Annotated in this window: 12 protein-coding genes and 1 pseudogene; 11 read left to right on the top strand and 2 right to left on the bottom strand. The window is 40.3% G+C overall.

Annotated elements, in window-relative coordinates; genetic code table 11:
- Position 1: 1 nt before the first annotated feature.
- From AC3ITD_RS13545 to AC3ITD_RS13510, 8 genes are all read left to right on the top strand, one after another.
- Positions 2-1,690 (top strand): RagB/SusD family nutrient uptake outer membrane protein, encoded by a 1,689-nt coding sequence (locus AC3ITD_RS13545; protein ID WP_489360454.1) that lies wholly within the window; start codon positions 2-4, stop codon positions 1,688-1,690.
- Between the two features lie 34 nt (positions 1,691-1,724).
- A complete protein-coding gene (locus AC3ITD_RS13540) occupies positions 1,725-4,832 on the top strand; it encodes a SusC/RagA family TonB-linked outer membrane protein (protein WP_489360452.1) in 3,108 nt (1,035 codons plus the stop codon).
- A 9-nt stretch (positions 4,833-4,841) separates the two neighbouring features.
- Positions 4,842-6,593: a RagB/SusD family nutrient uptake outer membrane protein gene (locus AC3ITD_RS13535; RefSeq protein WP_489360450.1), complete on the top strand. Its 1,752-nt coding sequence runs from the start codon at positions 4,842-4,844 to the stop codon at positions 6,591-6,593.
- 385 nt (positions 6,594-6,978) lie between these two features.
- Positions 6,979-8,094, top strand: coding sequence for an alginate lyase family protein (locus AC3ITD_RS13530; RefSeq protein WP_489360448.1), 1,116 nt, complete (start codon positions 6,979-6,981; stop codon positions 8,092-8,094).
- A 59-nt stretch (positions 8,095-8,153) separates the two neighbouring features.
- The gene (locus AC3ITD_RS13525; RefSeq protein WP_489360446.1) at positions 8,154-9,017 is read left to right on the top strand and encodes a glycoside hydrolase family 16 protein; all 864 of its coding nucleotides are present in this window, start codon (positions 8,154-8,156) and stop codon (positions 9,015-9,017) included.
- Between the two features lie 131 nt (positions 9,018-9,148).
- Complete coding sequence (locus tag AC3ITD_RS13520) at positions 9,149-11,236, top strand: alpha-galactosidase (RefSeq protein WP_489360444.1); 2,088 nt, start codon at positions 9,149-9,151, stop codon at positions 11,234-11,236.
- A gap of 12 nt (positions 11,237-11,248) precedes the next feature.
- Positions 11,249-12,394, top strand: coding sequence for a glycoside hydrolase family 88/105 protein (locus AC3ITD_RS13515; protein ID WP_489360442.1), 1,146 nt, complete (start codon positions 11,249-11,251; stop codon positions 12,392-12,394).
- An 18-nt stretch (positions 12,395-12,412) separates the two neighbouring features.
- A complete protein-coding gene (locus AC3ITD_RS13510; RefSeq protein WP_489360440.1) occupies positions 12,413-13,336 on the top strand; it encodes a DUF4886 domain-containing protein in 924 nt (307 codons plus the stop codon).
- A 95-nt stretch (positions 13,337-13,431) separates the two neighbouring features.
- On the opposite strand, the gene AC3ITD_RS13505 is transcribed toward AC3ITD_RS13510, so the two are convergent.
- Positions 13,432-13,662 carry a response regulator transcription factor gene (locus tag AC3ITD_RS13505; RefSeq protein ID WP_265800091.1) on the bottom strand — a complete coding sequence of 77 codons (231 nt, stop codon included), beginning with the start codon at positions 13,660-13,662 and terminating at the stop codon, positions 13,432-13,434.
- 229 nt (positions 13,663-13,891) lie between these two features.
- Between AC3ITD_RS13505 and AC3ITD_RS13500 the strand changes: the two genes are divergently transcribed.
- From AC3ITD_RS13500 to AC3ITD_RS13490, 3 genes and pseudogenes are all read left to right on the top strand, one after another.
- The gene (locus AC3ITD_RS13500) at positions 13,892-14,482 is read left to right on the top strand and encodes a Crp/Fnr family transcriptional regulator (RefSeq protein WP_489360437.1); all 591 of its coding nucleotides are present in this window, start codon (positions 13,892-13,894) and stop codon (positions 14,480-14,482) included.
- A 131-nt stretch (positions 14,483-14,613) separates the two neighbouring features.
- Positions 14,614-15,774, top strand: a complete 1,161-nt coding sequence (locus AC3ITD_RS13495) for an MFS transporter (protein ID WP_489360435.1) — start codon at positions 14,614-14,616, stop codon at positions 15,772-15,774.
- A gap of 13 nt (positions 15,775-15,787) precedes the next feature.
- A pseudogene (locus AC3ITD_RS13490) lies at positions 15,788-16,906 on the top strand (FAD binding domain-containing protein); the annotation flags it as partial.
- A 26-nt stretch (positions 16,907-16,932) separates the two neighbouring features.
- On the opposite strand, the gene AC3ITD_RS13485 reads toward AC3ITD_RS13490, so the two are convergent.
- A complete protein-coding gene (locus AC3ITD_RS13485; RefSeq protein WP_489360433.1) occupies positions 16,933-19,263 on the bottom strand; it encodes an FdhF/YdeP family oxidoreductase in 2,331 nt (776 codons plus the stop codon).
- Positions 19,264-19,270: the final 7 nt, after the last annotated feature.

The following is a 19,270-nucleotide window of genomic DNA, read 5'->3' as shown; positions in this document are numbered from 1 at the left end:
TATGAAAAAGATATTTAGCTTATTCATCATAGCGCTGACGATAGTATCGTCATCGTGCAAGAAATTTGAAACCGAACCTGAGGAGCAAACTAGCGAAACTGATGTTTTCGATCCTGTGGATAAAACAGGTACTCTTTCTACTGCTTATCTTTTAGGAATTTATTCATTTCTGCCAACAGGTTTTAACAGAATAGATGGAGATTTGCTAGATGCTGCAACGGATGATGCAGTGCCGTCTTCCAATCGTTCGGGGATTAGCCTTTTTACGAATGGACAGTTAACTGCATTGAATTATCCAGATAACAATTGGAGTAACAGTTACACCATTATTCGCCGTTGCAATGTCTTTCTGAAAAACATTGGTATTGTTCCGATAGCTGATGCCATTAGACAAAGGCAAGTTGCAGAAGCTCGTTTCTTGCGTGCTTTCGCTTACTTCGAACTGTTAAAACGTTACGGTGGTGTTCCATTAGTGGGAGATAAAGTGTTTGCTTTAGAAGATGATTTGAATTTACCTAGAAATACATTTTCTGAATGTGTAGATTACATTTCTGCTGAATGCGATTATACTGCTGCAAATCTGCCAAATGGATCTACTGTTATTGCGGCAGAATTTGGGAGAGTTCCCTCAGAGGCAGCCTTAGCTTTAAAATGTAGATTGCACCTTTATGCCGCAAGTCCTTTATTTAATGGTGGTGGTATTGAGTCGAATAATACACTAAAATCATTAACAGGTTATTTAAATGCCGATCAAAATAGATGGTTGCCAGTAATTGGTGCTGCCGAGGCGATTATTGCAAGAAACTACTATAAGCTGCCAGCTGGAACTGGAACTGCAGCCTACTCAGCGGTTTTTACTACAAAAATTAATACGGACATCATCCTTTCAAAACAGTCGGCAAACTCAACAATAATTGAAAATGCCAATGCGCCGATGGGTTATGTGGCGCCAACAACTAGTAATGGGCGCACCAGTCCGACACAAAATCTAGTTAACGCTTTTCCAAATTTGAACGGTTCTGCTTATACCGGAACACAAACAACGGCAACGCAATATGAAAACCGCGATCCAAGATTGAAATCAATACTTTTTTATAATACCGTGGCCTGGCTAGGCAGGCCAGTTCAAACTTTCGAGGGCGGCTTGGATAAACCAAATCAAGCTTTTAAAACGCAAACCAGAACTTCTTACTATTTAAGAAAGTTTATGGCAGATTTTTCTACCTCGACAACCTATGCTAACCAAAGCCATAACTTTCCTTATTTCAGGTTTGCAGAAGTTTTATTGAATTATGCAGAGGCTTTAAACGAGGTTAACCGGGTAGAAGACGCTGTTAACCAAATTATTTTAATCAGAGCACGAGCAGGCATAACAGCAGGAAGCGGTAATCGTTACGGCATTAGCGTAGGCATTACTCAGAGAGAGCTAGGGGAGCTGATTAGAAACGAACGCAGAATTGAGCTTTGCTTTGAGGAACATCGTTTCTTCGATGTTCGTAGATGGAAGTTGGGATCAGTTTTAAACGGAAGTTTTCAGGGTTTAAGAATTACGCAGAGCGGAACGGCTTTCAATTACGAACTGCAAAATGTAACGGATAATGTTTTTAGCGATAAATACTACCACATGCCGATTCCGTACAGCGAGATTACCAAAAATACCAAATTGCTACAAAACGAAGGCTATTATTAAGGCTTTGCATGGTTTAATTTTTTAAAAGAACGAAATGAAAATATATATATACATTTTAAGCGTGTTTCTTTTTGTGCTGAGCTTTTCTGCAATGGCACAGAGGAGAGAAATTACCGGCCAGGTTAGTGATAAGGATGGCGGTTTGCCAGGCGTAAGTGTAATCGACAAAACCAACCCTAAAAATGGAACATTAACGGATGCAAATGGCCGATTCAAGCTCTTTGTTGAAGGGAATATACTTACCCTTAAAATGGTTGGTTACACTACAAAAGATGTTTCGGTACAAGGCATAAGCAATGTAACCGCAACGCTAAGCGAAAATCAAACAGATTTGGACGAGGTAGTAATTGTAGGTTTCGGAGAGAAGAAGAAAATAACTCTGACCGGTGCAGTCAGTGCAATCAGTGGCAAGGATATCAAACAAAGTCCATCACCGAGTTTACAAAACACGCTTGCTGGTCGGGTAACGGGGTTCAGCAGCCAGCAACGTTCTGGTCAGCCGGGAAGAGATGGCGCCAGCTTTAATGTTCGTGGTGTAGGCTCTTATGTAGGAAATAACAATCCACTGATTTTGGTTGACGATATCGAATTTACTTACGATCAATTCTCATCACTTAATGCCAATGAAGTTGAATCAGTGAGTATTTTAAAAGATGCCTCTACTACCTCAATTTATGGTATTAAAGGTGCGAACGGTGTAATTTTGGTAACCACAGTTCGCGGTAAAGTGGGCAAGCCTCAAATTACTTTTCAGGCTGAATATGGTTTAAATCAGTTAACGAGAAAACCAGAATATTTAGAGGCATATCAATCGGCATCGATCATTAACCAAGGCGAGGTGAATACGAATGCGCTTAACCCTAACCCAAGTTTTGTACGTACTTTTTCCGATCAGGATTTAGAACTTTATAGAAATGGAACAGATCCATACGGGCATCCAAATAACGACTGGACGGATATTTTACTAAAGAAATTTGCCCCGCAAATTCGTGGTAACTTCGATATCACAGGTGGTACCGAAAAAGCTAGATATTTCGTCTCAGTGGGCTACCTCAATCAGGGTGGTCAGCTCAAAGATTATAGTGAAGACCTGAATAGCGAATTTTATTACAAACGTTATAATTACCGCTCGAATATTGATGTTAAGTTAACTAAAACACTCGATGTAAAGTTCGACTTATTTGGTAACGTTGATGAATTAAACACCAATAATGCCAGTGCAAATAGTTTATTCAGCGATTTAGGGCGCACAGCTGAAACAGCGCCTTTTAACTACCCCATTTACAATCCGGATGGAAGTTTGGGTTACAGCCTGTGGCAAAGAAATTCATCAGGCAGAAATAATAATAACTTAATAGGGCGTTTAATGTACAATGGCTACGCTCGTACCTATTCCAATAACGTCAATCTCGCCTCATCAGCGGTACAGAAATTGGATTTCATTACCAAAGGTTTATCCGTAAAGGGAACTTTTGCTTACCGTAACCTTTATGCTTATTCGCGAAATTTACAACGCCCAACAAGTGGCACAGGGTTTATTTCTTATATCTACGATCCGGTAACTGGCGCATACAATTTTGGGCAGCGGGATAATGTTTATCGAATCAGTATTCCTACACTCAGTTCTCCTGCAAGCAGCACAAACAGCTCGCTCACTTTGCAGGCTATTTTAAATTACAACCGTTCTTTTGGAGATCATAACTTTACCGGTTTGGCTTTGTACAATCAAAACAGCAAAACATTCCAGAACAACGTAGATGGAAACCGCTATAATTTTATTCCCGAAAACTTTAGGGGTTATACGGCTAGATTGGGCTACGACTATAAGCAAAAATATATTTTTGAAGTAAGCGGTGCTTATAACGGTACCGATCGTTTTGCGGTTGGAAAAAGATTAGGTTTCTTTCCGGCAGGATCAGTAGGATGGAATATTGCAGAAGAAAAAATCTTTAAGGATAATTTGAAGTTTATTGACCTATTCAAAGCACGTGCATCGTACGGTTTAGTGGGTGCAGATGGTACAGGAGGAACTTACGCCTACTTACAATCTTACACGGCAGGCTCGGGAACAGGGCTTTTTGGTTTGGCCACGAATAATGCTTATGGCTTGGCAACTGAAGGTACATTAGGTAATGATCAGGTAACCTGGGAGAAAGAAAAGAAGCTGGATGTTGGTCTTGATATCGCTTTTTTCAAACGTAAATTTACCGCATCTTTCGATTACTTTAACAATAACAGATATGATATTTTAACTACCAGAGGGACGGTTTCTGCCGTGTTCGGGCAAAACTTGCCACCTGTTAATTTGGGCAAGGTAAACAACAAAGGCTTTGAAGTAGAATTCGGCTTCAATGATAACATTGGCTCAGATTGGAGGTACTCGGTGCGTGGAACTTACTCTTTTGCGAAAAATAAAATCGTGTTTGCCGATGAGGCTGTTCAAACTTATGAATACCAAACCTTAACTGGCCAATCTATTGGTTCAGTACTAAAATATAACTGGACTGGCGAGTATTACAGTGTTGCTGATATTGCGGATCCCGCTGTTCCAAAACCAATTATTGGGGGCCGCCCAGGAGATTTGAAGTATAAAGACTTAAACGCTGACGGTGTAATTGATGCGAGTGACCGTTCGTATTTCGGGTATACTAATTTGCCAAACACTACTTTGGGTTTAACCTTAAATGCCAGCTATAAAAATTTCAGTGTAACGGTATTATTCCAGGGCGCTACAAACTTTGTGGCCAGTGCGCAGGGTGCTGTTATACACCATAATGCCAGTAAAGCTTTGCCTATTCACTTAGAACATTGGACACCAGAATTGGGAAATAGTGCAAAATATCCGCAGTTGTACACTACGGCATTAAGCCAAAGTCCAAGAGATTTCTATTCTGACTTCTGGGCAGTTCCTGCCGACTACGTTCGGTTGAAAACAGCTGAAATTAGCTACACTGCTGGTCCAAAGTTGTTAAATGCTTTAAAGCTGAAAGGTTTGAGGCTTTACACAAACGGTTATAATTTATTTACCTGGACGAAATTGGATAAACTTTACAACTTAGATCCAGAGGTATTGGAATCAATAGGTGATTTACCATATCCACCGACAAGAATTTTGAATTTCGGTATTAACGTTACTTTTTAATTGAGTGAAATGAAAAAGATAATTACAATCTTGCTACTTGCAACGGTGATGTTTTCATGTAAAAAATCTGGGTTTTTGGATGATAAAACTAATGGTTTAGATGAGAATGCAGTGTTTACTGACAGTATACAGACCATGAATTTTTTGAATAGAATTTATGTTGATGCGGGTTATAGCTTTGGCCCTTCGCGCTTTAACTCTGCTGGAGGGAGCGGTAATACGGAGCTTGCAACTGACAATGCTGAAGGCAATAATAACCTTTCGGTTTGGGCAGATTCCTATGTTCAGGGAGTAATTGGGCCAAATAATGTTTCTACGGGTTTCGGTACAGATAAGGATTTCTGGTCAACGCCTTATAAGAACATTCGCCGCATTAATATATTACTCTCCAAGCTATCAGATGCACCCTTGAGTGGGCCAATGAAAAATAGAATGCGGGCGGAGGCTCGGTTTTTAAGGGCATATTATTACCACTATATGGTGGTGGCTTTTGGTGGTGTTCCGGTAATCGGAGATCAGGTGTTTGGAATCAACGACATTATTAATCTGCCGAGAAATAATTTTGGCGATTGTGTAAATTACATTACCTCTGAGCTTGATGCTGCTGCGGCAGAACTATTCACCGTAGTTTATAAAGATATTGATTATGGTAGAGTTACACGGGGCGCCTGTTTGGCATTAAAATCCAGAATGTTATTGTATGCCGCGAGCCCTTTGTTTAACGGCGGAGCTACAACAAATAGTGCGGCATTGGCTCCATTAATCAGTTATCCAACTGCCGATAATAGCCGATGGACGGCTGCTGCAAATGCTGCGGAGGCTATAATCAATACAGGTTTATATTCACTCAATGTAGACAATGCCACAAGGCCAGGAAATGGTTTCTATCAGCTGTTTTTGAAAAGGATAAATAGTGAATACATTTTTGCTTATAATCGTCCGGCACAAAAAGAGTTTGAAGCTTTTTATTTACCCCCAACAAGATCGGGTAGTAGTGTTATGAAACCTACGCATAGCCTAGCGGAAGCTTTTCCTATGCGTGACGGAAAATCGATTAAAGAAAGTAGCACTTACAATGCCAACGATCCTTATGTTAACCGCGACCCTCGTTTCGAATTTTCAATGATCTACAATGGTTTGTCTTACATCAGTAATACAGGCGTGAAAACCCAGGTGTTTACATATACCAGCACCGGCTCTACAATTGTTAATTCAACCTCTGATGCCTATACACCTCAGAACAAATTTACAGGATATTTTTCCCGTAAAATGCTAGATGAAAATTTAACCAACACCAGTTCTGGTACAACGGAAAGGGCATGGCCATTAATTCGCTACGCCGAAATTTTGTTAAATTATGCCGAAGCGATTACAGAGGCTGGTCAACCAGAAAAAGCTTATGATAAATTAAAACTTCTACGTGAGCGTGCTGGCATTTTACCAGGAACGGATAGCTTATATGGATTGAAAGCTAATATGACGGTTGCTGAAATGCGCGAAGTGGTACGTAATGAACGCCGTATTGAATTGGCTTTTGAAGAACACCGATGGAATGATATCAGACGATGGAAAATCGCATCGACTGTTTTAAAAGGGTTCAACAGTGTGGATATTATAACCAGAACTGCGACTAACACATTTAAGCATACGATTGGAACTTCGCCACGACCGTTAAATTTCAGAGATGCAATGTATCTTCTGCCTTTGCCATTGGCAGAGATACAAAAAATGCCTTTGATGCTTCAAAATCCAGGGTATTAAGGTTAACGCAGTCCGTCCAGCTCTTTTCTTACCATGAGCTTATCGAGCGTTTTCGGATTAGCAAAGCATTTCGACGGGCTCAACGTAACAGACTTGGAAACTAACCATTTGTTCTCCTTTGTACTTTTAGCCGCTTGTCATCATGAGTTTGTAGAGAGACTTTTATAGCGAACTATCTAACTAACTTGATGTGGTAGCTTAAATTGTTATGGAAACGTTCCCAAGAAATGGGAACGCTTTCATTCAATAAGTACACAACATTATGCTACCTTTTTAGATGATAGCCATTATCTTCGAAATACCGATTCAGGATGAGATATATAAGGACTTTAAGTATAAAATCAACTTTAATTCTAAATCGTAATTTAACCAAATAGCAATACCAATGAACAAACCTAAATCCCACCTCATTTTTTCGATAGTTTTTTGTTTTATATCCTGGCTAAGCTTTCAGCATAATCTTTACGCTAATGGTAAGATTAGCGGTATGCATCCACAAAAGCAAATCGACTTCGTTAAAGCACAAGTCAAGAATAAAAAAGAACCTTATTTAACTGCTTATAAAGCACTAATGATCAAAGCTGATTCGGCCTTGCTGGTTAGCCAACACGCCGTTGAAGATTTTAGTATTCCAGGTTTTTATTCTGATAAAGAGGGGCATCGTAGAACTTCATTAGCGCTGCAAATCGATGGTTTTTCTGCCTATAGCTGCGCCCTGGCTTATCAGCTTAGTGGGAAATCCAAATATGCGGTTAAGGCGATTTACTTTCTAAATTCATGGGCAGCAATCAACAAAAAATACTCTCAATTAGATGGGTCTTTAGTCATGTCTTATTCCGGAACAACCATGATGATGGCTGCTGAACTATTAAAAAACAACAAAAACTGGAAGGTTAAAGATCAGGAGCAATTTTCCTGGTGGACAAAAAATGTTTTTCGCCATGCAGCCAATAGCATTCGTTATAGAAATAATAATTCAGGTGATTGGTCGAGGTTCGCATCTCTACTGGCCGATGTTTATTTGAACGATCAAGAGGATTTTCAAAAGAATGTTGAAATGATCAAAGCTGAACTTTTTAACCAAATTGCTTCCGATGGGCATATGGTTGAAGAAGTTAAACGCCAGGGAAATGGTATCTGGTATACCTATTTCTCACTGGCCCCGCTCTCCGCCTCGTTTTGGGTGGTATATAATCAAACTGGAGAAAATCTATTTACGCTTGAAAAGAATGGAACGTCTCTGAAAAAAGCCTTAGATTATCTTTTATATCATAATCAGCATCCCGCAGACTGGACATGGTTTAAAAATCCGGTTACGGGAAATAAAGATACCGCCACGGGTTTTTGGCCAGCCAATTTATTGGAAGCTATGAATGGAATTTACCATAGCAAAGATTTCGATGCCTTTGTAGCGCCTTATCGCCCCATCATTTATCCACGCCATGATTACGCCTGGACTTACCCAACCTTATTCCCCTTGAGCTTAACAGAATACAAATAAATTTAATCTTAAACACATTCATCTAAAGCTGAGATTTAAGCCTCAGTATTAAAAGTATTATGAAGAAAAGAATATTAAGATATCTGCTCATTTCTTGCTGTTTATTCATCGCTGTTTCATCATCTGCACAGCAAAACTTCAGCAAAAAGCCACCTAAATTAAAGAGTGGTGGTTACAAGTTGGTTTGGGAAGAAGAATTCAATTACAAAGGTGCGCCCGATCAAAGTAAATGGAAATACGAACTCGGTTTTGAACGTAATGAAGAGTTTCAGTGGTATCAGAAAGATAATGCCTGGTGTGAAAACGGAAATCTAATTTTGGAAGCGAGGAGAGAAACTAAAACCAATCCAAATTTCGTCGAGGGAAGTGATGATTGGAAAAAAAACAGAAAACAGGCAGACTTTACGTCTTCGAGTATCAAAACGCAGGGTATGAATAGCTGGCTTTACGGTCGCTTTGTAATGCGAGGCAAAATTGATATCCGTGATGGGATATGGCCTGCATGGTGGACTTTAGGTACAAAAGGTACTTGGCCAGCAACCGGCGAAATTGATATGATGGAATATTATCGCAAAAAACTTTTAGCCAATATTGCTTACATGGGCGAAGATAAAAAGGATGCCTGGTTTAGCGTTGAAAAGGATATCGATTCATTGGGAGGCAAAAGTTGGGCTGATCGATTCCATCTCTGGCGTATGGATTGGGATGAAAATAGCATTGCACTCTATGTAGATGATCAATTGTTGAATAAGGTTGAAATGGATAAACTAGTTAACCAAAATGGAACAGGTATTAATCCCTTTAAGCAGCCCCATTATATGTTGCTGGATTTAGCTATAGGTGGCAAACAAGGAGGTGACCCCTCAAAAACTACTTTTCCAGCCAGGTTTGAAGTGGACTACGTAAGAGTTTATCAAAAATAAAAATGCAAAGCAAAATGAGGAGTATCTCCATATTAAATTCTAAAAAAATAATAGTCTTTCTTTTAGCTGTATCTGCTTTTTTTAGTGCTAAATCGCAATCAATTTTAATACCGATTGAAAGCAAAAATAATGTGATAGTTTTAAAAGCCGACAAAAACAGCGTTCCAAAGATTGTCTATTTTGGGAAAAAGTTAAGTAATAAGGAAGAGTATCAAAAAGTAGCTGGTTTGTATCAACAGGGCGATGATTACTCAGGAATTTTAAATTCGGCGTACACAGCATCAGGGTCTCAAAACCTGGTTGAGCCAGCCTTAGCCGTCGTTCATGCTGATGGAAATACTTCTATTGATTTGCATTTTGTAAGTTACGAAACCAAAACATTGGAAAACAATGTTACCTTAACTAAGGTGTTATTAAAAGATCCCTTTTATGCGTTTGAAGTTACCTTAAATTATAAAGTTTATGCAAACGAGGATGTAGTAGAGCAGTGGACAAATATTAGGCATAATGAAAAGCAAGCGGTAAAATTAAATAAGTTCGCATCGGCCAATCTTTACCTCAAAGGAAATGGCTTTTGGTTAAAGCAGTATCATGGCGACTGGGCCAGGGAGATGCAGCCTGAAGAATCTAAACTTACTCATGGAATCAAGGTACTGGATAGCAAACTCGGTACCCGGGCGCATCTCTACCAACCACCAACTTTCATGGTGTCGTTAAATGCACCAGCCGAAGAAGATCATGGAGATGTACTTTATGGGAGTATGGAATGGTCAGGGAACTTCAAAATAGATTTAGAACTTGATCCGCTGAATAATCTGCGGATTATTGCGGGTGTAAATAATCATGCCTCAGACTACGAATTGAAAGCAAACACCGATTTTACAACACCAGCTTTCCTATTTACTTTTTCAAATTTAGGTAAAGGCGATGCCAGTAGAAAGTTGCAGAATTGGGCCAGAACCTATCGCGTTTTAGATGGAAGCGGCTCCCGTTTAACACTACTGAACAATTGGGAAGCTACTTTTTTTGATTTCAATGAGCAAAAGTTAGCCAGATTATTGGGTGATACCAAAAAACTGGGTGTCGATCTTTTTTTGCTTGATGACGGTTGGTTTGGAAACAAATATCCTCGAAATAGTGATAACGCAGCTTTGGGAGATTGGCAGGAAAATAAGAAAAAACTTCCGAATGGGATTGGTTCTTTGATAAAAGAAGCTGATGCAAATGGTGTAAAATTTGGTATCTGGCTAGAGCCTGAAATGGTTAGTCCGAAGAGCGAGCTTTATGAAAAACATCCCGACTGGATAATTAAGCAGCCCCAGCGCCCCGTAAAATTATATCGAAACCAATTGGTTTTAGATTTGAGCAATCCGAAAGTACAAGATTATGTTTATAACATTGTTGATGGACTTTTCACTAAAAATCCAAATCTGGCGTATATCAAATGGGATTGCAACGCGGTTATTTATAATGCCTACTCTAGTCATTTAAACAGTCAAACCCATCTTTATTTGGAATATGTTAAAGGTTTGTATAACGTTTTAGAAAAGATCAGGATGAAGTATCCTAATGTGCCGATGATGTTATGCTCTGGCGGAGGAGGAAGGGTAGATTATGCAGCTTTAAAATATTTCACTGAATTTTGGCCAAGCGATAATACCGATCCGATGGAGAGAGTTTTCATCCAATGGGAATATTCATATTTTTTCCCGGCCATTGCCACTTCCAACCACGTAACAGACTGGGGTAAACAAAGCTTAAAATTTAAAACCGATGTAGCCATGATGGGCAAATTGGGTTTTGATATCGACATTGCTAAACTTGATGAAAAAGAACTCAAATTTTGCCAGCAAGCAGTAACAGCCTACAACGGAATTAAAGAGATTGTTTGGCACGGAGATCAATATCGTTTATCCGATCCATGGCTAAATGATGTGGCCTCGGTAATGTATATCAATAAGGATAAATCTGCTGGTGTCATATTCAATTATCTGGTTAATAATCGTTACCAAAGAGATTCAAAAGAACCGATTAAATTGAAGGGTTTAGAGGCTACAAAACGATATAAGCTTTCAGAAATCAATCTTTATCCAGATACAAAAAGTAATATTAATAGCGATACTATTTATTCAGGAGAATTTCTGACCACGATCGGTTTTAACCCAAAAGTAGACACCAATCGCAAAAGTGTTATTCTAAAAATTGAAGAAGTAAAATAATATCTAAGGATTATGAAAATGAATTATTCTAAAGTAAGGTTAATCTTTTTCCTTATTGCGATGCTTGCCGGTAGTTGGTTTACGGGTTTTGCACATAGTCGAGACTCGTCTTTTAAAACTGAAGATATTTCAAGAATAATGAGACGCGTTGCCGATTGGCAAATCAATACCTGGAATACCAAAGGTTTTAATCATCGGAAGGCAGACTGGACCAATGGTGCCTGCTACACCGGAATTTTCGCTTTTGGAAATATGAAAGGCAATGAAAAGTACCTTAAAACTTTGGTCGATATAGGTAATGACGTGGGATGGAATACAGGTCATATCCGTTTTTATGCAGATGATTATTGCGTTGGTCAAACCTATGCACAACTATTTATTAAGTATAAAAAGCAGAAAATGATTGCTCCATTTACGCTTTTGGCCGATAGTATTGTCGCCGCACCGCATAATGAACCATTAAATTGGAGAAACAATATTCAGAAAAGAGAGTGGGCATGGTGCGATGCACTTTTTATGGCACCACCCTCTTTGGCTTATTTGAGCGCAGCTACTGGCGATCAAAAATACCTGGATATGGCCAGTAAACTATGGTGGAAAACCACGGATTTTTTATATGACCCATCCGAACAATTATATTTCAGAGACGAAAGCTATTTCGATAAAAAAGAGAAAAATGGTGCAAAGGTGTTTTGGTCTAGGGGAAATGGCTGGGTGCTTGGCGGTTTAGTACGTGTCCTGGAAAATATGCCTAAAAATCATCCTGATAGAGAAAAATTCGTTAAACTTTATAAGGATATGGTGAATAAAATTGCCAAATTGCAACAGCCAGATGGAAGCTGGCATGCATCTTTGTTAGATCCTGCTAGCTTTCCAGTGAAAGAAATGAGCGGAACAGGTTTTTTCTGTTATGCAATGGCCTGGGGCTTAAATCAAGGACTGTTGGACGAAACGACTTATCTGCCTGTTGTTAAAAAATCATGGATGGCATTAACTTCTGCGGTTCATTACAATGGCAAGCTCGGATACGTTCAACCCATCGGTGCCAGTCCTGATAAAGTAGATTCGAATAGTACAGAAGTTTATGGAGTTGGTGCATTTTTACTTTCAGGAGTAGAAATACACAAATACATGAAAGCGCACCCAAAAGCAAGATAAAAACAAAAATATATTTCGATGATTACTACTTTTTTAAAGTTTAAAAGCAGCAGCATATTGTTTTTTCTACTGCTTTTTAGTCTTAATGCTCTCAGTCAGGCCGATAAAAATACCTTACGTTTATTTGTCATTGGAAATAGTTTTTCTCAAAATGCGACAACTTTTCTACCTCAGATAGCGAAAGAGAAAGGTAAGGCATTAACCATTGGCAGGGCAGAACTTGGTGGCCATTCCTTGGCGCAACATTGGGGCTATGTAGAAAAATTCGAAATGGATTCAACTGATGTGAAAGGAAAACCATATGGTGGAAAATCGTTGCGAATGCTATTATCTCAAGGGATTTGGGATGTAGTAACCATTCAGCAATATTCATACCTTTCTGGTGATTCGGCCAGTTATAATCCTTACGCACAAAAGCTTGTCGATTACATAAAGAAACTTCAACCACAGGCTGAGATTGTAATTCATCAAACCTGGGCATACCGTGCCGATGCAAATAAATTTGGAAGAATAGATCAGGTACAGCATGCAAAGAACCAAGAGGAAATGTGGCAGAAATCCCGGGCCGCTTATCATAAATTAGCTAAGCAGTTTAAAGCGAGAATTTTGCCTGTCGGCGACGCATTTGAAGAAGTAGCTGTCAGTAAGGGATTTGGCTATAAAAGGGATAAAGATTTTGATTTTGTAAATCCTGTTGCACCAAACCTTCCCAACCAAAAAAATTCTATTAACGTGGGATATTTTTGGAATCAAAAAGAATTGGCTTTCGATCCAAACCATGCGAATGATGCAGGAAAGTATTTAGGGGGCTTAATTTGGTATGGCACCCTTTTTAAAGAATCCCCAATAAAAATAAACTTTAAACCTGTTTCTGTTTCAGAAGATTTTAAAAAATATCTGGTCAAGGTTGCAGTTCGTCATGTTGCCAGTTCTGTCAAATAACCGCAGATCAAAAAACGTGGTTAGTAGTCAATAAGATACGGAGCGCATTAAATTTTCAATAATGCAATACCTTCTATTAGTCTAATCTGGGCTTGCTAAACTTTCAACAAGCCGTATTTATAGGCAAATGAAATTAGTGAAGCACTGTTTCGGGATTTGGTTTTGGACAGCATCTCCATTTTAATCTTTTCAACCGCTTTTTCCGAAAGGGAGAGCTTGTCAGCAATTTCTTTGTAAGAGTAACCGAGAGCGATGAGTTCTAATGTTTTATGGTCTACCTGTGTAAGTCCCATAAAACTTGGTGCATAAACTTGATTCTTTTCCATAGAGATTATTAATAAAGTTAGTTAAGAACTTTATCAATTGGAATGGTACAAAAGGGCTATTCTCGGACTTTGCATCTGACGAGAGCTTTCGGCGGGCTTTCCAGGGCTTGAATGATAGTTACTGCATCTTACATTTTGAGCTTTAAAGAGATGGATTTGCTCGAAAACTTAAACAATTGCTATCTTAGTCTACCCATAAGGCAAACAATAGAAACTTATAACTTATTTCATGACAGAGTTCTCGAAACTTAAGGCACATATTCAAAAACGACACTTTTTTACCGATAGCGAAGCGGATGATTTTTGCCAGAATTTCAAGCTGACCAGAGTAAAAAAGAGGCAGTTTATCGTTCAGCCTGAATTTACAGCAAAAAATAGATTCTATGTTGTGCAAGGCAGTTTCAGGGCTTACGTAATTGGTGACGAGGGGCAGGAACATACCATACAATTTGCGATTGAAGATTGGTGGATCACCGATTATAATAGCTACATCTTTCAGCAGCCGGCCTCTATGTTTGTCATGGCTTTGGAAGACAGCATAGTGCTGCAGATTAACTATGAAACTGAGCAGGAACTAAAAAAACGTAAGCATCTCTATGAGTCTTTCTTCCGGGTACTTGCCGAGCATACCGCTGCGCACATGGCCCGCCGTGTCATCCTCAATCTGACAAAAACAGCTGAACAGCGTTTCGAATTCGTTCAGGAAAGATATCCGGAAATCGTAAATAGGGTACCCCAATATGCACTGGCATCGTTTCTTGGCATCACCACAGAATACCTTTCAAAGCTTCGAAATAAACGGGTTTCGCCAAAAAGTTAATCTACTTCAACATTTCATCTTGAAGCAGTTCATGATGATTTCCTAAACCAGTTCATCGTTAGAGAAGTTAAGACTTGCCAAATTTGTATTGTCACTGAAAGACATTTACAAAAGAAAAAGCTCATCATAAAATGGCAAATCTAACGAAAACCCAGGTATTAATTATGGCCGCCACGGCAGGTATTGCGGTTGCCAACGTGTATTACAGCCAGCCGATATTACAGGCGATGGCAACGCAGTTCCACATCAGCATTGAAAAGGCTGGCCACATTTCTGTTCTCTCACAGATCGGGTATGGATTGGGCTTGTTTCTGTTAACGCCGATAGGAGATATGATTGAACGTAAGCGTTTGATATTATACCTTCAAATCGGATTGATTATTTCTCTTTTATTAGTGGCTTTTTCGCCCGGCTTAGCCTTTCTATATGTAGGGAGTCTTCTTATCGGCGTGTTTTCCGTGGTAGCCCAGGTGATTTTGCCCATGGCTGCCAGTCTGATAAAGGAGAATAGAGGAAAAATTGTAGGACAGATTTTTACCGGTATTTTGGTCGGGATTCTAGTAGCAAGGGTTTACAGCGGGTTTATCACCGGCATTCTTGGATGGCAATACGTTTACATTATTTCTGCAGTGATGGTACTGATCACGGCAATATTAATGCAACGAGACTTTCCCTCAACACAAGAACGCTTTAGCGGTACTTACGCTGGCCTGTTGAAATCGACTTTTGCTCAATTGGGAAGGTTTCCTCTACTAAGGAGAACTGCACTAACAGGAATGTTAGCATTCGGTACGCTCAGTGCGTTTTGGGTAAGTTTGACTTTCTATCTTAGTGGGGCAGCATTTAATTATTCAGCCTCCAGTATTGGTTTATTTGGGTTGCTGGCTGCGGCTGGTGCTTTAATTGCTCCGGTATTCGGCAAACTGGCAGACAAAGGTTCTCATTCAAGATCATTGCTTTTTTCAACGGTTGTAACGCTAATCAGTATATTACTACTTAAATTTTTTCCAGGATCGATCGCTGCCATATGGGTTACGGTAATGCTGCTGGATATCGGTGTACAGGCCACCCAGGTAACAAATATAGCTATCATTTACACGCTCGATCAAAAGGCTAACAGTAGGATAAATACTGTTTACATGACCAGCTATTTCATCGGTGGCGCTTTGGGAGCTTACATCGCAATCCAATTATATCAAGCCGGAGGATGGCCCTTATCAACATCGTTTATGGGGGCATTGGCCTTAATAGCGATTTTAAATGTAATGCTAACAAAACGTTTGTCTAAATAATAAGCAAAATAAGAAAATGAAAATAATCATTATAGGCGGCTCGATAGGTGGACTATGTGCAGGAATTGCACTTCTGGAAAGAGGCTTCGATGTCGAAATTTACGAACGCTCAGCAAAAGGATTGAAAGATAGGGGAGCAGGGCTGGTTATTCAGCCAGATATGATGGAATATCTGATAGAAGCCGGCGTTTCAACAAGGGAAGTTTTTGGAGTTCTTGCCGCTCAGCGCCAGGTTTTGGATGATAACGGGAACCCTTCATTAATTTATCCCAATGATACGGTATTTACCTCCTGGAACTATTTATGGAAGCAGTTGAGGAGTGCATTTCCAAGCTCAAGATATCATCAGGGCTATGAGCTTGCAGGTATTCGAGATGAACAAGAACAGGTTTGGGCTACGTTTAAAAACGGGGAGACGATCCAGGCCGATCGCCTCATCGGAGCAGACGGCGTGAGTTCCGTAGTTCGGGAGTATCTTTTTTCAGGAATTCATCCGCATTATGCGGGTTACATCGCCTATAGGGGGCTTATTCCGGAAAGCGAGCTGAGCGATGAGGAGATCGCCTTCTTTTCAGATAAGTTTTCTATCTATCCCTATGCAAATTCCCATCTGCTCTGCTATACTATTCCCGGTCCTGAAGGTGAACTTGAAGAGGGAAAACGACTGTTAAATTGGGTGTGGTTTCAAAACAAATCATTGGCAGCGCTCCAGAAAATCCTGACCGATAAGGACAGGAGACAACATGAATTCTCCATCCCGGCTGGTTACCTGAGTGAAGAAAATTTAAGTGAGCTAAGAGCAGGGGCAGCGGCAGAGCTTCCGGAAATTCTAAGGAAAAGGGTAAACCAGACAAAAAATCCATTTGTACAGGCGATAATGGATATGGAGGTTCCGAAAATGTTTCAGGGGAATGTGGCAATACTTGGCGATGCAGCTTATCTGGTGCGTCCTCATACGGCTTCGGGTTCGGCCAAGGCATATCGCGATGCCATTACTTTAGCTATGGCTATACAAGATACAGACGATCTTCAGTCATCTCTAAAAATATGGAATGATCAGCAGTTAGGGCATGCTCGGGCATTGGCTATCCACGGGAGACAACTTGCTCTTCGAAGCCAGCTTGGAAAATAACCTACAAATGCAGGGCAATAGGATAACTATTCGCTGATGACTGGAATATGCTTTTTGATCTTTATCCGAACGAACTTTGACGCTGGCATATTACTTTCTCCAACTACATTGTTAACCGATACCAATACATTGGTTTCCGGAAAATAGGTTATCGTGTTGCCCCTGGGAATACTGTAGGAAACGATTACAAATAAAGGCGCAATTCGCTCTATGCCGTCGTCGTAATTGTAGAGATCTACCTTATCGCCATTTTTAAAGCCTGCCTTTTGGATATCCTCTTCATTCATAAAAATGACCCTGCGTTCGTTCTTTATCCCACGATAACGATCTTCCAAGCCATAAATTACGGTGTTAAACTGGTCGTGGGTTCGGGTCGTTGCCATCAGGTATTCTCCATCCTCAAGCTGATTGTTTGGAACTGAGCTGATTGTAAAAGGAGCTTTATCGATATATTTTTCAGTAAGGAATTTGCCCTCTCTGGCAGCATTTGGTAAATAAAAACCACCCTTTTCCCTTACTCTCTGGTTATAATTTTCAAACCCAGGGATACATTTTTCGATAATATCCCTAACCTCGTCGTAGCTATTATGGTATTTGTCCCAATCCACCACTGATCTTTTACCAAGTGTGGCCTTCGCCATTCTGCACACAATCTGTGTCTCATTGATAAGCTTATCGGATACTGGATTAAGTATCCCTTTCGATGACTGAATAACGCCCATCGAGTTTTCTGTAGTGATAAACTGGGCCTCCCCATTCACCATATCCTTATCGCTTCTGGAAAGGGTAGGAAGGATGAGGGCTTCTTTTCCATGTACCAAATGGCTGCGATTCATTTTGATGGAGACATGCACGCTCAGGTCAAGCTTTCTCATCCCCGCTGCTGTGTAAGAGGTATCTGGTGTTGCGGAAATAAAGTTTCCACCCATGCCAAAGAATACCCTAAGCCTTCCATCGTGCATCGCATGGATCGCATTTACAACATCAAAACCATGATTTCTTGGTGGTTCAAATCCGAAAACATCTTTAATCCTATCCAATTGCGCTACAGTAGGCTTTTCGTTGATGAGCATAGTTCTGTTGCCCTGAACATTGCTATGTCCTCTTACCGGACACAATCCAGCACCTGGCTTTCCTATGCTGCCTTTTAATAGAACAATATTCACGATCTCTTTGAGCATCTCTACTCCGTTGGGCTGTTGGGTAAGACCCATTCCCCAGCAGAAAATTATTCTTTTTTTGTATTTAAGTATTTCTACTGCAGCTTCGATATGCTCCAAAGAAACTCCAGCCGATTCAGCAAGCTGGCCAACATCATAATTCTCAAATTGCGAAATATAATCTGCAAAACCCACGGTGTTGGTTTCAACAAAGTCCAGATCGAAGACTTTTCCAGGTTCTGCTTTTTCAGCTTGATGAAGTAAAAGCGATATGGCTTTAAGCAGCGCCATGTCTCCATTAATCTTTACCGGAAGGTAAAGATCTGCAAGCTGTACGCCAGTTCCCAGAACTCCATTGATGTGCTGTGGATTTCTAAACCCCATAAGTCCTGCCTCAGGCAGAGGGTTAATGGCAATAATTTTTGCACCATTTGCCTTTCCTTTTTCCAGCGCACTCATCATCCGCGGGGCATTCGTTCCGGGATTATGGCCAATGATTACGATAACATCAGTGTCGTAAAGATCGCTCAGTTTCACCGTTCCCTTTCCAATGCCGATGGTTGCCGATAATGCAGTTCCACTGGTTTCATGGCACATATTCGAACAGTCGGGCATATTATTGGTTCCGAATTCCTTTGCAAAAAGTTGATAGAGGAAAGAAGTCTCGTTACTTGTTCTACCAGAAGTATAGAACGCTGCCTCATCTGGAGATTTAAGCCCGTTCAGGTGTGTGGCGATCTTCTTAAATGCGTCATCCCAGCTTATTGGCTCATAATGTGTTCCTCCTTTAGGAAGATACATCGGTTCGGTAAGACGCCCTTTTCTACCGATCTCAAAATCGGTGAGTTTTGCAAGGTCATACACCGAATTGGCGGCGAAGAAATTTGCAGTAACTTTTTTCGTAGTAGCCTCTTCTGCAAGCGCCTTTGCACCATTCTCGCAATATTCTCCAACTACCGAACGTTCATCATCAGGATCCGGCCAGGCGCAGCTTGAACAGTCGAAGCCCCCTTTCTGGTTCATGGTCAGTAGCGCCCGCATCCCGCGGAAAGGGATATCTTCTTCTACCAGATCTGCCATAGCGGCCAATACCGCAGGAATACCGGCAGCCCATTTCTTTGCCGGGACGACCTTTAGCTTAAGAAGCTTATACGGGTTCTCCGCTGAAGGTACGCTATCTGTTTTTTTATTTTCCATAACGATA

It is taken from the genome of Pedobacter sp. KH_004, from assembly GCF_057840755.1.
This window is presented reverse-complemented; position numbering and strand designations above follow the sequence as displayed.

Excerpts from the sequence above, each read along its gene's own strand:
- AC3ITD_RS13545 (WP_489360454.1), top strand. The coding sequence starts at position 2 with ATGAAAAAGATATTTAGCTTATTCATCATAGCGCTGACGATAGTATCG.
- AC3ITD_RS13515 (WP_489360442.1), top strand. The coding sequence starts at position 11,249 with ATGAAAATGAATTATTCTAAAGTAAGGTTAATCTTTTTCCTTATTGCG.
- AC3ITD_RS13535 (WP_489360450.1), top strand. The coding sequence starts at position 4,842 with ATGAAAAAGATAATTACAATCTTGCTACTTGCAACGGTGATGTTTTCA.
- AC3ITD_RS13500 (WP_489360437.1), top strand. The coding sequence starts at position 13,892 with ATGACAGAGTTCTCGAAACTTAAGGCACATATTCAAAAACGACACTTT.
- AC3ITD_RS13510 (WP_489360440.1), top strand. The coding sequence starts at position 12,413 with ATGATTACTACTTTTTTAAAGTTTAAAAGCAGCAGCATATTGTTTTTT.
- AC3ITD_RS13505 (WP_265800091.1), bottom strand. The coding sequence starts at position 13,662 with ATGGAAAAGAATCAAGTTTATGCACCAAGTTTTATGGGACTTACACAG.
- AC3ITD_RS13495 (WP_489360435.1), top strand. The coding sequence starts at position 14,614 with ATGGCAAATCTAACGAAAACCCAGGTATTAATTATGGCCGCCACGGCA.
- AC3ITD_RS13525 (WP_489360446.1), top strand. The coding sequence starts at position 8,154 with ATGAAGAAAAGAATATTAAGATATCTGCTCATTTCTTGCTGTTTATTC.
- AC3ITD_RS13530 (WP_489360448.1), top strand. The coding sequence starts at position 6,979 with ATGAACAAACCTAAATCCCACCTCATTTTTTCGATAGTTTTTTGTTTT.
- AC3ITD_RS13540 (WP_489360452.1), top strand. The coding sequence starts at position 1,725 with ATGAAAATATATATATACATTTTAAGCGTGTTTCTTTTTGTGCTGAGC.
- AC3ITD_RS13485 (WP_489360433.1), bottom strand. The coding sequence starts at position 19,263 with ATGGAAAATAAAAAAACAGATAGCGTACCTTCAGCGGAGAACCCGTAT.